A 14,127-nucleotide genomic window follows, 5' to 3' on the forward strand; every position below is an offset into this window, starting at 1 on the left:
TACGCAAAGAGTTCATCGTTAGGCCGCCCGGTAGCTGCTCAGCACCTGCTGCAGCAGCGCGTCGTCTTGTGGCGTCAGCTTGCGCGCCATCGCCAGGGTGAACACCAGCACCCGGCCTTCCGCCAGGGCGAACACCGCCTGGTTCTGCCAGATGCGTTTGCCGTCGCGCAGGTAGCTGGCGCGCACCCATTCACCGGCGGCCAGCCCATCGCCCAGCGTCGCCGGCTCGCGGCTTTTGAACGCCCAACCTTTCAGCCCCTGTGCCAGCGCATCGAGCTGGCGGGTGACGTAGCCTTCCAGGTTCTCCTCCGGCTGCAGCGCATCGCGGGAAATATTGACTGAGGGGGAAACATCATCGCCGGCCAACAGGACGTTGACCGTGCGATCGGCATAGCCTTCCGGCAAAGCGACGCTGCCTTCGCTGAAAGCGCAGCGGGATAAAGCGGACATGCGAGGATCCTTTTGCATAAATAATGCTTAAGCATCGCATAACTTAGCCTTGAAATAAAACCATCAGGCGCCGCCAATGTTGCGCGGCGTGACCGCGTTCACTGTGAAAAAGAGCGTTGCCCGGAATCTGGCCGGGAATCAAACCGTCATATACAGAATTATCTGAAACCACTGGCGCGCCGCCGCGCCGATTATGGCTATACTCGGCTCTCGTCCGTTTTCAGGAGATCAGGATGCTGAGATTCACCCGTAGTGCGCTGCTGTGCGCCGCGCTGGCCGCGTTCAACGCCGGCGCCGCCGAAACGCCGACGTTCGGCCCGGAGCTGCAGGGCTTTCACTACCCCTACCCGTTGCAGCAGTTCAGCTTCACCTCGCAGGGGCAGCCGTTAAAAATGGGCTATATGGACGTGCCGCCGGAAGGCGCCGCCAACGGCCGCACCGCGCTGTTGCTGCACGGTAAAAACTTCTGCGCCGCCACCTGGCAGGACACCATCAAGGCGCTGAGCAAGGCCGGCTACCGCGTGATCGCGCCGGACCAAATCGGCTTTTGCTCCTCTACCAAGCCGGCGCATTACCAGTACAGCTTCCAGCAGCTGGCGCAAAATACCCACGGCCTGCTGCAGAACCTGAACATCAGCAAGGCCATCGTCATCGGCCACTCCACCGGCGGCATGCTGGCCACGCGCTACAGCCTGATGTATCCGCAGGCGGTGGAACGGCTGGTGATGGTCAACCCGATCGGCCTCGAGGACTGGAAGGCGAAAGGCGTGCCGTGGCGCAGCGTCGATCAATGGTTCGCGCGCGAGCTGAACACCACCGCCGAGGGCATCCGCAATTATGAGCAGCACACCTACTACGGCGGCCGCTGGAAGCCGGAGTACGATCGCTGGGTGGATATGCTGGCCGGGCTGAACAACGGGCCGGGCCACCGCCTGGTGGCGTGGAACTCGGCGCTGATCTACGACATGATCTTCACCCAGCCGGTGTACTACGAGTTCAAGGATCTGCAAACCCCCACCACGCTGATGATCGGCACCGCCGACACCACCGCCATCGGCAGCGATATCGCCCCGCCGGCAGTCAAGGCCAAAATCGGGCATTACGCGGTGCTGGGCAAACAGGCGGCGAAACTGATCCCGCACGCCACGCTGATCGAGTTCGCCGGGCTGGGCCATGCGCCGCAAATGGAGGAGCCGGCGCGCTTCCATCAGGCGTTGCTCAAGGCGCTGCAACCCTGAGCGGCCGGTTGGCGCAGCCGCCGCGCGGCGGCTAAACTTTCAGCTGGCACTCAATTGCAGGAGACAGCCATGCGACAGATTATTGCCAGCGCGTTCGTCAGCCTCGACGGCGTGATGCAGGCGCCCGGCGGGCAGGACGAAGACCGCAGCGGCGGCTTTCGCTTCGGCGGTTGGACCGCCCCCTACTGGGATGACGCCGTCGCGGAAACGATGAGCGATCTTTTCTCTGCGCCTTTCGATCTGCTGCTCGGGCGGCGCACCTACGATATCTTCGCCGGCTACTGGCCGCATATCACCGACGAGGCCGATCCGTTTTCCGCCGACATCGCCCGCGTGTTCAATCAGGCCACCAAGTACGTCGCCACCCACCACGGCGAGACGCTGACGTGGGAGAACAGCCAGTGGCTGGGGCAAGACATCCTCGCCCGGCTGCGCGAGCTGAAGCGCACCCAGGGGCCGGTGCTGCTGGTGCAGGGCAGCAGCACGCTGATGCAACAGCTGCTGGCCAACGATCTGGTGGATGAACTGCGCTTGCTCACCTACCCGGTGCTGCTCGGCGGCGGCAAGCGGCTGTTCGATGACAACGCGGCGCCGGCGGCCTTCACGCTGACCCACTCGGTGGTCTCGCCCGGCGGCGTGATCGTGGCCCACTACCGCCGCGCCGGCGAGGTGACGACCGGTTCCTTCGTGACGGAAAGCGCGGCGGCGGCCCAGCCGTAAAAAAAGGGCCGTTCGGCCCTTTTCTCTTTTCCCTTCATCACCTCAGGCAAACAAGATATCGCTCTGCTCGACCTGCCCGACCACGTGGATCTTGAAGTCGGCGGCATAGCTGTTGCTCTGGGTGTTCATCAGCAGATCGGTGGTGCCGTTGAAGGCGTCGAAGTTGAGCTGGATCTCGCCTTTCTGGCCGCTGAAGGCGCTGCCGCTGTCGATAAAGCGCAGCTCGCTCAGGCTGTTGTTGAAGCGCAGGCCGGAGAGATCGATCTTGTCGATGCCGTGCTCGAAGTCTTCAATCACGTCGAACGCCGCCACCGTGGACTCTTTGGCGTTGAGATAGACGAAATAGTCGGTGAAGTTATTGGCGTCTTTGCCGCCCCACAGATGATCCGCCCCCAGGCCGCCGTACAGGATATCGGAGCCGGCGTTGCCCGCCAGCAGGTTGTCCTGATCGTTGCCGATGATCACATCGCGCCCGCTGCCGCCGATGGCGTTCTCGATGATCGCCCCGCGCGCGATGGCGACGTTCTGCGTGCCGCCGCCGACGCTGGAGAACGCGCCGTCGTTCAGGTTGATCATCTGCTGCTGGCTGTAGCCGGAGAAGTCCAGCGTGTCGTTGCCGCCGGCGTCCCACACCGCGAAGTTGACCGGTTTGCCGTTGTCCGCCGTGGCGGTCAGGAAATCGCGCCCGGTGTTGGAGTTGAAGCCGTACACCGTGTCGCCGGTGCGGGTGCTCATGTTGGCGCCGTACAATTTTTGGATCGCGGCGATGTCATCCACCATCGGGCCATAGCCGTACACCCCTTTGGTGTCGGCGCCGGTGTAACCGGCGTTGAAATAGCTCATGATCGAGTATTGCAACGAATCCTGATAATAGGCGGCATCGTTCTGGTAGCTCGGGTTGCCCAGCGACGCGTCATAAGATCCCGGGTGCGCCAGCCCCAGGGCATGCCCCAGCTCGTGGGTGAAGGTCTGGCTGCTGAAGTCACCGCTAACCGGCGCCTGATGGGTGGCAAAGTTCTTGTTGAACCACACCGTGCCCGCAAAGGCGTTATCGCTGCCCGATTTGGAACTCGGCGGGTAATAGGCGTACGCGTTGATGGCATTCGGGCCGCTGCCGGCGGCGGTGCTGCCGTCGGCGCGCTGGGTGAAGTAAGCGAAGGTGATGTCCGCGCGGTGGTTGATATCGGTGGACGCCGCCTCGGTAAAGGTCACGTTCGCCACGTCGGCCCACGCCTGCATCGATTTCAGCGCCTGAGCCTGCGCCGCCTGGGTCAATGGCTGCAGCCCCTTGTCGCCGTCACCGGTCTGGCCGATGCGGTTCAGCGCGCTCTGCGTCAGGAAGGAATAGGTCAGCGCGACCGACTGGTGATACACCTGGTCGCCGTTGTGCGTCAGGCCCGGCCGCGTCAACTGATCGGCGGCGCGATCGAAGCTGAAGTTATCGCGGATTTTACCCAAATTATTAATCGCCGCCCCGCCGCGCTGGTTGCTGTACAGGTTAGCGTTGTCCAGCGTGAACAGCGCGCCGTAGCCCAATCCGTCATAGGGGCTGCCGGGCTGGTGATAGTAAAACTGATAGTTATGATCGTTGGGGGATGTGGCGGCCAGGCTGGTGAACTCATCGTCATCTTGCAAAATGTCGTTGTGGCGACTGCGCATTGTATTCTCCTTTTACACAATAGGAACCCACTCGCTTTGTAAGACTATTCATCAGTCGTTCTAATCTAAGCCAAGGCTTAGGAATGACCAGTATAGTGACTCACCCCGCTGGCGCGAGCCCACCCGGCCTGGCTTCACCGCGCCGGGCATAGAGATGGAGATACGCATAACAATTTGTATTCTCACTATATTAATGAGAAAAATGAGCGCATTAACGGGTTAATTATTCGTCTTTTTGCGTATTTTATCACCGATCAGATCAGAATAATCGAGGATTAAAAAACCTAATCCTTCCCTCATCATCAAGATAGGTACGTGCTAAAGTGTGAACGGACAGCCGAAAGGAGTGACCCGATGCCAACCCATTTCCTTATGTGCGCCTTGCGCCGCGCCAGCCTGACAGGAGTCGTTACGAGCATATTGTGCAGCAGTGCCCTGGGCAGTTCACTGCCGTTGCTGGAACCCGCCGCGCTGAAGGGCGACTGGCAACTCGCCGCCATCGGCGACGGTAAAACCGTCTGCGAGGTGCAGCTGAGCGACGAAGCGGTTGCCAACACCAACGCTTTCCGTTTCAGCGCCTCCGCCCAATGCCTGCAGCCGCTGGCGCTGCACGCGCTGCCGGTCGCCTGGCGGCCGACGCCGGACGGCATGACGCTGACCGACGCCGAAGGGAGCATGGTGGCGTTTCTGGCCCTGACCGCGCCGAAGCGCTATGAGCTGATCGACCGCAATGGCCCTTCGCGCTTTGTACTGATCCCGCGCTAACCCTTCAGGCGAACAGTAACCCGAGTAGCGCGCCGCCCGCCAGCACCCACAGCGGATGGAGGCGCTTGCTCATGCTCAACCCCGTCGCCAGCGCCACGATTGCCGCCAGCCGCCAGCTGGGCGCGGAAGCCTCGGCGATCAAGATACCGCTGGCCGCCACCAACCCCACGGTCAGCGGCACCAGTCCGGCCTGCACGATGCGGCGCCACGGGCGATCCTTAAAGCGCCGCCAGGCGCCCATCACCAATAGCGTAACGATGGAAGACGGCCCGAACTTGGCGATCGAAGACACTAACAGCCCCGCCCAGCCGGCGACGTGCCAGCCGACCAGCGGCACGATCATCATGTTCGGCCCCGGCGCGGCCTGCGCCATGGCGAACAGCGCGCTGAACTCCTGGGCGCTCATCCACTGATGCACCTCCACCACCTGCCGCTGCATTTCCGGCAGAATGGTCATGCCGCCGCCGAACGCCAATAAAGAAAGCTCGGTGAAAATCAGCGCCAACGCCATCAACACCCCGCTCATGACGGCCACCGCCACATCAGCAGAATGCTCAGCGGCGCCAGCACCAGCATGGTCGGCAACAGCGGCAGGCGCAGCCAGGCGATGGCGATCAGCGCCAGCGCGACGATCGCCAGCGCCGGCCATTTACCGCGCAGCGGCAGCAGCATCTTGAGCCCGGTCGACAGCAGCAGCCCGGCGGCGGCGGCGGCCAGCCCGGCGAACACATGCTGCACATGCGGATCGTTTTGGAAGCGGGCGTACACCACGCCCAGCCCCACCACGATCGCCGTCGGCGCGCTGATGAGGCCCAGCAAGGCGCACAGCGCGCCGCGCAGCCCGCGAAACTCCATGCCCACCGCCACCGACAGGTTGATCACATTGCCGCCGGGCAGGAACTGGCACAGACCGAGCAGCTCGGTAAACTGTTCGCCGCTCAGCCAGCGCCGGCGCTCCACCAGCATACTGCGCGCCATCGGCAGCACGCCGCCGAAGCCGATAAGCCCCAGCCAGAGAAAGCCCAAAAACAGCTCCGCATTACCCGGCGCTGCCGCCGGGTGCGGTTTTAACGTATTGATATCTGACATGACATTGCCGTTCCACATCGCTTGTTTTGATGTCTGGTATCATGCGCGCCGCCGTGCCATGATGTCTAATGCATTCCGGAGAAACTAACAATACCTTTGAGGTATGGCTATGATCGAACTGCGTCGCCTGCGGGCATTCGTCACCGTGGTGGAAGAAGGCAACATCACCCGCGCCGCCGAGCGGCTGTTTATCCAACAGCCGCCGCTGACCCGCCTGCTGCAGGGGCTGGAAGACGAACTGGGCGTAACCTTGTTGCAGCGCCTGCCGCGCGGCGTGCGCGTCACCGAAGCGGGGGGCGTGCTGTTTGAAGAGGCTCGCGCCCTGCTGGCGCGCGCCGAACGTCTGCGCGAAGCGGTACAGCGCGCCGCCCGCGGCGAGCAGGGCCACATCGCCATCGGTTTCACCAGTTCCGCCGCGCTGCATCCGTTCGTGCCCAACCTGCTGCGCCGCTACCGCGACATCCTGCCGGGTATCACCACCCAGTTGGAAGAAGCCGGCAGCGGCGAACTGATGGAGGCGTTGCTGGAACAGCGCCTCGACGCCGCCTTCGTGCGTTCGCCGGCCAACGGCATTCCCGGCCTGAGCGTCGAGCCGGTGCTCAGCGAGCCGATGATCGTCGCCCTGCCGCTGGGCCACCGGCTGGCGCAAGAAACGCAGCAGCCGCTGCCGCTGGCCGAACTGGCCCACGAGGCGTTTATTCTCTATCGCCGCCCGGCCGGCCAGGGGCTGTACGACGCCATCCTGGCCGCCTGCCACCGCGCCGGCTTCAGCCCGCGCATCGTGCAGGAAGCGCCACGCCTGCCGGCCACCCTCAGCCTGGTCGGCGCCGGGCTGGGGTTGTCAATCGTGCCCGGCTCGATGCGGCGGCTGGGCGGCGACGGCATTGTCTACCGCACCCTCGCCGAAGAAGCGCAGCTCAGCGCCCCGCTTTACCTGGCGCTGCGCCATAGCCCGGCCTCACCGATCGTCGAGCGCTTTCGCGAACTGGTCGCCGAGGCGGTTCAGGCCTCGGGCTGATCGGTGATGCGCGTCAGGTGGATCATCAAATACAGCAGCTCATCGTTCGACATCTCCATTTGCAGCAGATTCTTCACGTAATCGCGGATCAATAGCGCACCACGATAGGCATGCGGGTACTCGGCCATCATCTGGACAAACAGAAAGTCGGCCTTCGAGGTCATCTGTTTGCCGTCGAGCATGCGCTGGATAAAGAACTGCATATGCACTAAAAAGCGCGCGTAGTTCAGCGAATCGGTGTCGATATTGAGGCGAAAGTGATACTTGATGATATTGAAAATATCTTTCAGCATCTTCACCGCCAGCAACGTGTGCTCCATGTTTTGCACTTCGGTCTGGCCGTTGACCAGGTGAAAGGCGATATTGCCCGCTTCCTCTTCAGGCAGTTGGATACTCAGCCGCTGGTTAATGTAGGCCAAGGCTTGCAGCCCCACCGCAAACTCTCGCGGGTAGAAACGCTTCACCTCGAACAGCAGGCGGTTTTGGATGGCGATACCCTTGTGATGACGTTCGATAGCAAAACTGACGTGATCCGCCAGCGTAAAGAAAATCTGTTCATTAATGTTGCCGTTCAGTTGGCGGTTGGCCTCACTGAGGATCATCTGCACAATTTCGATGTGTTCCGTCGGGGCAGTTTCAATCAGCCGCAGGTAATCGCGCCCCTTTTGCCCCTCCTGCACCACATACACTTTCTCAATGGCGGCCGGGTTGATCTCGTCTCCGGTTTTGCTGTTAAAACCAATTCCCTTGCCCATGACGATAACCTCACGGTTATCGTCGTCCGCGGTTAACACCAGACTGTTGTTGAGCACCTTAATGACTTTCATCGTCTCGGCCGTCACCTTGCTTATTTGCCTAACCGGCCATTGGCGGCGATAAGCTGCCGATACCAGTCAAAACTGCGTTTTTTGATGCGCCGCAGATCCTTAAGATCCCGTTCTCCGCGGTTCACGTAGATAAATCCATAGCGCTTGGCGTAGCCCTGATGCGTGCTGACGACGTCAATCGCCGCCCACGGGCAATAACCGAGCAGCTCGACGCCATCGTTGATCGCCAGCCGCATCTGTTCGACATGCTGCCGCATGAATTCAATGCGATAGTCATCGTCGATGGTCTCATCCGCCCGCAATTCATCCGGCGCGCCAATGCCGTTCTCCGTGATCAGTATCGGCAGGTGATAGCGTTCGAAGGTCTTGCGCAGCGTTAAGCGCAGGCCAACCGGATCGATCACCCATCCGTAGCGCGTCTTGCCGACAAACGGGTTTTCCGCCGCACGATACACGCCCGGTTCGCCGAGCATGATTTGCTGATCGCCGGCGCGTGCGCTCACGTCTGCACCGTCGCCGCGGCTGGCGGCGATCGTGGCGGTGGAATAGTAATTGATCGCCACATAATCCGGTCGTGCCGCCAACAGCAGCGCCGCATCCTCCGGCTTCCTGTCCGGCGCCCACCCCCGATCCTCGAGATAACGCCAGGCCAGGGCGTTGTAGCGGCCATGCACCGCCACATCGAGAAAACTCCAACAGCGCAACGTCTCCCAGTTATGAGCGGCAATGGCATCCAGCGGATTGCAGGTCTCCTGATACATCGAGGTGGTATTGATCGCCGGGCCAATTTTCCCGCCGGGACAGCGCTGATGGCATAATGCCATGACTTTGGCCTGAGCGACCAACATATGATGACTCTGCTGATACAGCGTCCGTTTGTCAGGCAACGCACCGCCTTTGGGCGTGCCGATAGCGCCGGGGTGCAGGATCATGGTGTTCTGTTCATTGATGGTGAGCCAATACTTCACCCGATCGCCGAAGGCGTCGAACAGCACGCCTGCGTAAGTGACAAAAGCCTCGATGGTGGCGCGATTGGACCAGCCGCCCTGCTGCTCCAGCACATAAGGCAGATCGAAATGATACAGCGTCACCACCGGCTCGATGCCGTGCGCCAGCAATTCGTCGATCAACTGCCGGTAAAACGCCAGCCCCGGCGCATTGACTTCGCCGACGCCATCGGGCAACACGCGCGTCCACGCAACCGAAAACCGGTAGGCCTTTAACCCCAGTTCTGCGAACAGCTTCACATCCTCGCGAAAGCGATGATAGTGATCGCTGGCCACCGTAAAATCCGCCGTGCCTGCGGGATGTTCAAGCATATCGACGATCGACGGGCTTTTTCCGTCTTCATTCCATGCGCCCTCCACCTGATAGGCGGAAGTCGACGCGCCCCAGAGAAACTCGGCGGGAAAATCGTGCAAGCGTTGATAAATCATGCCGGCTCCTTATTGGCCTTCAGCGCCATAATCGTCTCACCGGCATGAACGCCATGCGGCTTAGGTAACACCTGAACCTGAAACGCTTCGCTGTTGACGATCAATACCGGCGTCGTCAGATCGAAGCCCAATGCGGCGATCGCGCCGATGTCAAAACGCACCAGCTCGTCGCCGACCTTCACGCGATCGCCAATCTGCAGTCCGGAGTCAAAGTGTTGGCCACCCAGGTTTACCGTGTCGATGCCGATATGCAGCAACAGCTCCGCACCGTTGTCCCCCTTGATGCCGACCGCATGTTTTGACGGCAGGAAAGTCACGATCTCGCCGTCCAGCGGCGCACGCAGCACCCCTTCCGACGGTATGATCGCCATGCCCTGGCCCAACAAGCCCTGTGAGAAGACGTCATCGTTGACCTGATCCAACGTCACGGCTTTGCCAGTCAGCGGGCTGAAAACCGGCGATACCTCGTCGGCCGCCACCTGAGTCACTTCGTTCGCCTCCTCGACCGGATCGTCGAAGCCAAGGATCCAGGTCAGGGCAAAGGTCACGACGATGGCAATGGCGCAAGTGATCAGCGCATGCACGATATTCATCGGGTTCTCACCGATAAACGCCGGCAAAGCAGCCAGGCCAGGAGAAACGAAGGCATAGCGCACCAACCCGCTCAACCCGGCGTAAATGCCGGCGCAGCCACCGCCGATCATCGCTGCGATCAACGGCTTGCGCAGTTTCAGCGTCACCCCGTACAGCGAGGGTTCAGTGATCCCCAACAACGCGGTAAAACCGGCGGAGGACGCCAACTGGCGCAAATTCGTGTTCTTGGTGCGGAATGCCACACATAGCGTCGCCGCACCTTGCGCAATATTGGACGCCAACATGCCCGGCCCGTTAATCATCTCAAAACCATTCTTGGTCAATTGGCCGGTGGCGATCGGTGTCATCGCCCAGGCGGTGCCGGTGATCACCAAAAATGGCTGCAGCCCGCCCATCAACATAGGAATCAGCCAGCTAGCCCTACCATCGACGATCGCCGCACCGGCGGCCACCATGTCATTGAGGAAAATGCCGAACGGCCCGACCACTACCAATGCCAGCGGCGCGGTGACCAGCAGCACAATCATCGGTTTGGTGAAGAACTTGATCATCGTCGGCGAAACTTTCTCGGCAAACCGCTCGATATAGGACATCAGCCACACGGTAAAAATGATCGGCAACACCGAACCGGCATAATCTGCCAGCCGCACCGGCATGCCGAGAAAATCAATCGCGGTGCCTGCCGCCAGCATCTGAGCCAGATTAGGGTGCAGCAACGCGCCGGCGAGGGTCATCGCCAGGATGGGATTGCACTCGAATTTTATCGCGGCACCGTAAGCCAACAGCACCGGCAGGAAGAAAAAGGCCGCATCGGCGACGGTATCCAGCAATCGATAGGTCGTGCCGGCGGGATCTATCGCCCCGGCCAGCTTGAGGATCGCCAGCAGCGCCTTGATCATCCCCGCGCCGGTAATGGCCGGGATCACCGGGGTAAAGGTCGTGGAAATCACGCTGATAATCCGTGACACCACGCCACCTTTCGGCTGCTGCTTTTGAGCGCCGGTTTGCGGCTGGCCAATCTCCTTTTGCAGCACGCGGAACGTTTGCTGCACGTTATTGCCGACCACGATCTGAAACTGGCCGCCGCGCACCACCACGCTGATAACGCCCGGCAGGGCTTCGATCGCCTTCGAATCCACTTTAGCGTCGTCGTTGAATTCCATACGCAAACGGGTCGCGCAGTGCGTCAGCTTGCTGACGTTGCCTTTACCGCCGACCCGCGCCAATATTTCTAAGCCAAGTTTCTGATAGTCCATCGTTTTCCCCGGTAAAATGCAAAAAAAAAGACCAAAATGGAAATGCGCCTCGTCACAAGGAGAAGTGCATTCCTATTTTGGTCTTGCCTGCTTTAGCAGTAACACGCCGCAATAAAAATGGTGTGCGGTCTTCTCGACCGCGCTAAAAGTATCACCATACTCGCGAATACTCGGCAATAGCCATACGTCAGCGTTGTGAAAGGCGTCACGATTTAGCGTAAATGCACTGCAATGTCGCCGCTGCACGCTTTTTGCGCACACCCATAGCGCAATCGGAAGGAAATAACCCAAAATAATGCGCTTTATTGTCACTTTGTTTATTTAATTACAGGGGAAGATTAATTCAGATCCATGACTATTCAACTTCCGGGCAATTAATTAAACCTGCACTCACTTAGTAACAAACGCAAACAAATAAGCGCCTACGCAATACATTCCAGCCGCTAGGATTTAAGGGTCACAGCCTATTCCCGCCGATGACAAAAAATCATTTCAATGGCGATCGCGCCTTCCCCGTCGCCTGCTGCTGCAGGCGCACGGTTTATATTGGAGAAAATGCTATGCTATCGCGTCGTGATATATTGAAAGTCTCCGCCGTCAGCGCGGCCGCCGCCGGCATGATCGGCGGCATCGCCAAAAATGCCGCTGCCGACGACCATCGTAATATCGTGCCTCCCAGCAGCTATCAGCCGCCTGCCGATGCGCAGCATCTCTATAAATACAAATTCACCGACAGCAAAAAACGCAGCCTGCCCAACGGCTGGGCACGCGAAGCCACCGTCGAGCAATTCCCGATCTCCGAAGGCGTGGCGGGCGTCGACATGACGCTGGAGCCGGGCGGCGTGCGCGAACTGCATTGGCACGCCATCGCCGCCGAATGGGCATTCATGCTGGAAGGCCATGCGCGCATCACCATACTCGATCCCGAGGGAAAATGTGAGGTGGCGGATTTCGGCCCTGGCGACGTCTGGTATTTCCCGAAAGGCTATGGCCATTCCATTCAGGCGCTGGCGGACGGCGCGCATTTTATTCTGGCATTCGATAACGGGCATTTCTCCGAATTCGGCACCTTCAGCATCACCGACTGGGTGGCGCATATGCCGAAAGAGGTATTGGAAAAAAGCGTCGACATGCCGGCGGCGGTATTTTCCAAGGCCAAACAGGGTGAAGCTTATATTGTCGGCGGCGCCGTCCCGCCCGCCTTGCCATTGCCGAAAAACGACGGCGGATTAAATAATGCCCCGCTGACCCACCGCTATGAATTAATGAAGCAAAAGCCGTTCTTTGAAAATGATGCGGGCAGCGTCCATTTGGTGTCATCGAAAGAATTTCCTATTTCCACCACCATGACCGGCATCATCGAGATCGTGAAACCCGGCGCGATCCGGGAATTGCACTGGCACCCCAACGCCAACGAATGGCAATACTATATTACCGGCAAAGGCCGGATGACGGTGTTCAGCTCGCACGGCCACGCGCAGACGGAAGAGTACGCCCCTTCAGACGTCGGTTACGTGCCGCAGGGCTTCGGCCATTACATCGAGAACATCGGCGATGAGGATTTGAAGGTACTGATCGTGATGGACAACGGCATTTATCAGGATATTTCGTTGTCCGACTGGCTGGCGAAAACCCCGGCTTACCTGCTGGCGGACAACTTCAATAATCAGGTTGAGGACTGGCAGGATAGACCGAAAGACAAACGGGTGATGTCGCGGCGCAGCCGCTGACGCTGCGGCGAGGGAGAGACTCCCTCGCCGCTTTCTTTACTGCTTGCGCTGCTCCGCCACCTGTTTGGCGGTGACCTTGCCCTGCTTGTCGCCAAAATGGCCGACCACGAAGTTGGCGACCGCCGCCACTTCCTCGTCGGAATAGGCGCTGCCGAACGACGGCATCATCTCATGCCGCTCGCCGACGCTGATGCTCGTCCCCTTCAGGATAGCCTGCACCACGCTGCGCCCCTGCGGATCGTTCACCGCCGTGCTGCCCACCAGCGACGCGTACTCGCTCTGGCGGCCCGGCCCGTTCCACTGGTGGCAGCCGCTGCAGTCGTTGGCGAACATCCGCCGCCCGAGCGAGCTGTCTTGCCCGCCCGGCAGGATCGGGGTGGAAGCCCCCGCGCCCTTCGGCTGCAAGTTCACCGCTGCCGCGCTGTCGCCGGCGATGGGTTCGATGTCGCGCAGGTATTTCACCAGCGCCAGATTATCTGCCGGCGTCAGGAACTGCAGGCTGTTTTCCACCGCTTCCGCCATCGGGCCGGCGGCGCTGCTGCGCCCCGGCGCATGGCCGGTGGCCAGATATTGCGACAGCTGCTGGTCGCTCCAGCCGCCGATGCCGGTCTGTTTGTCCGGCGTGATGTTGGCGGCGAACCAGCCCTGCACCACTTCACCGCTCAGGTGCTTGCTCTGGTTAAGACCGAACCCCAGATTGCGCGGCGTATGGCACTCGCCGCAGTGGCCGAGCGCCGTCGCCAGATAGGCGCCGCGATTCCACTGTTCATCCTTGTTGAGATCCGGCGCGAAACGCTGCTCCTGGAAGAACGCCAGGTTCCAGAATTTCATGCCCCAACGCTGGTTGAACGGGAACGACAGCTCGTTTTGCGGGTTGGCCTGTTTCACCGGCGGCAGACTGAACAGATAATCCTTGATCGCCAGCACGTCATCGCGGCTCAGTTCGGTGTACGAGGTATAAGGCATCGCCGGATACAGGTTGCCCTGTGGGCCGATGCCCTCACGCACCGCGCGTACGAACTGATCGTCGCTCCAGTTGCCGATGCCGGTTTCCTTGTCGGCGGTGATGTTGGTGCCGTAAATGGTGCCGAACGGCAACTTGAAGGCGAAGCCGCCTGCATAAGGCGCGCCGCCCGGCGCGGTGTGGCACGCCACGCAGTCGGCGGCACGCGCCAGGTACTCGCCGCGCGCCAGTTTGTCGGTGATGCCGGCCGGCGCCCCGGCGATCGGCGCCGCAGGCTCAGCGCCGGTGGGCCGCAGCAGCGTATACAGCGCGTATCCTCCCGCCAACACCACCACGGCGATAATCAGCCATAACAGCCCTTTCAAGGCATTGCTCATCGCA

The 14,127-nt window shown here is 60.6% G+C and carries 13 protein-coding genes; 5 read left to right on the forward strand and 8 right to left on the reverse strand.

Annotation, left to right across the window (positions count from 1 at the left end; translation table 11 throughout):
* Positions 1 to 18 precede the first annotated feature (18 nt).
* A complete protein-coding gene (locus N6G83_RS06180; protein WP_049206109.1) occupies positions 19 to 450 on the reverse strand; it encodes a DcrB-related protein in 432 nt (143 codons plus the stop codon).
* Between the two features lie 233 nt (positions 451 to 683).
* On the opposite strand from N6G83_RS06180, the gene N6G83_RS06185 reads away from it, so the two are divergent.
* Both N6G83_RS06185 and N6G83_RS06190 read left to right on the forward strand, forming a co-directional pair.
* Positions 684 to 1,688, forward strand: a complete 1,005-nt coding sequence (locus N6G83_RS06185) for an alpha/beta fold hydrolase (protein ID WP_043143208.1) — start codon at positions 684 to 686, stop codon at positions 1,686 to 1,688.
* A 69-nt stretch (positions 1,689 to 1,757) separates the two neighbouring features.
* A complete protein-coding gene (locus tag N6G83_RS06190; protein ID WP_197790218.1) occupies positions 1,758 to 2,408 on the forward strand; it encodes a dihydrofolate reductase family protein in 651 nt (216 codons plus the stop codon).
* Between the two features lie 42 nt (positions 2,409 to 2,450).
* Here N6G83_RS06190 and N6G83_RS06195 read toward each other — a convergent pair whose 3' ends face one another.
* Positions 2,451 to 4,067 carry a serralysin family metalloprotease gene (locus N6G83_RS06195; protein ID WP_260514897.1) on the reverse strand — a complete coding sequence of 539 codons (1,617 nt, stop codon included), beginning with the start codon at positions 4,065 to 4,067 and terminating at the stop codon, positions 2,451 to 2,453.
* A 354-nt stretch (positions 4,068 to 4,421) separates the two neighbouring features.
* Between N6G83_RS06195 and N6G83_RS06200 the strand changes: the two genes are divergently transcribed.
* The gene (locus tag N6G83_RS06200) at positions 4,422 to 4,832 is read left to right on the forward strand and encodes a protease inhibitor Inh/omp19 family protein (protein ID WP_260514899.1); all 411 of its coding nucleotides are present in this window, start codon (positions 4,422 to 4,424) and stop codon (positions 4,830 to 4,832) included.
* 4 nt (positions 4,833 to 4,836) lie between these two features.
* Here N6G83_RS06200 and N6G83_RS06205 read toward each other — a convergent pair whose 3' ends face one another.
* Entirely contained in the window at positions 4,837 to 5,358 is a 522-nt protein-coding gene (locus N6G83_RS06205) for a chromate transporter (protein WP_028127817.1), read from the reverse strand.
* Complete coding sequence (locus N6G83_RS06210) at positions 5,355 to 5,921, reverse strand: chromate transporter (RefSeq protein WP_127145882.1); 567 nt, start codon at positions 5,919 to 5,921, stop codon at positions 5,355 to 5,357. Before N6G83_RS06210 ends, N6G83_RS06205 begins: the two co-directional genes overlap by 4 nt.
* A gap of 103 nt (positions 5,922 to 6,024) precedes the next feature.
* On the opposite strand from N6G83_RS06210, the gene N6G83_RS06215 reads away from it, so the two are divergent.
* Positions 6,025 to 6,939: a LysR family transcriptional regulator gene (locus tag N6G83_RS06215; RefSeq protein WP_043143219.1), complete on the forward strand. Its 915-nt coding sequence runs from the start codon at positions 6,025 to 6,027 to the stop codon at positions 6,937 to 6,939.
* Here the strand turns inward: N6G83_RS06215 and licT are convergent.
* Genes licT through N6G83_RS06230 form a run of 3 tightly spaced genes read right to left on the reverse strand, consistent with a single transcriptional unit; the run spans position 6,924 to position 11,052 of the window.
* Positions 6,924 to 7,766: a BglG family transcription antiterminator LicT gene (gene licT, locus N6G83_RS06220; RefSeq protein WP_260514902.1), complete on the reverse strand. Its 843-nt coding sequence runs from the start codon at positions 7,764 to 7,766 to the stop codon at positions 6,924 to 6,926. The genes N6G83_RS06215 and licT overlap by 16 nt on opposite strands.
* A 20-nt stretch (positions 7,767 to 7,786) precedes the next feature.
* Positions 7,787 to 9,202, reverse strand: coding sequence for a glycoside hydrolase family 1 protein (locus N6G83_RS06225; protein WP_197827675.1), 1,416 nt, complete (start codon positions 9,200 to 9,202; stop codon positions 7,787 to 7,789).
* Positions 9,199 to 11,052: a beta-glucoside-specific PTS transporter subunit IIABC gene (locus tag N6G83_RS06230; RefSeq protein ID WP_089195855.1), complete on the reverse strand. Its 1,854-nt coding sequence runs from the start codon at positions 11,050 to 11,052 to the stop codon at positions 9,199 to 9,201. Before N6G83_RS06230 ends, N6G83_RS06225 begins: the two co-directional genes overlap by 4 nt.
* 560 nt (positions 11,053 to 11,612) lie before the next feature.
* Between N6G83_RS06230 and N6G83_RS06235 the strand changes: the two genes are divergently transcribed.
* On the forward strand, positions 11,613 to 12,782 hold the full coding sequence (locus tag N6G83_RS06235; RefSeq protein ID WP_192974077.1) for a cupin domain-containing protein: 1,170 nt from the start codon (positions 11,613 to 11,615) through the stop codon (positions 12,780 to 12,782).
* A 36-nt stretch (positions 12,783 to 12,818) separates the two neighbouring features.
* Here the strand turns inward: N6G83_RS06235 and N6G83_RS06240 are convergent, their stop codons facing one another.
* Positions 12,819 to 14,123 carry a c-type cytochrome gene (locus N6G83_RS06240; protein WP_260514906.1) on the reverse strand — a complete coding sequence of 435 codons (1,305 nt, stop codon included), beginning with the start codon at positions 14,121 to 14,123 and terminating at the stop codon, positions 12,819 to 12,821.
* Positions 14,124 to 14,127 lie beyond the last annotated feature (4 nt).

It is taken from the genome of Serratia sp. PL7 (assembly GCF_945957435.1).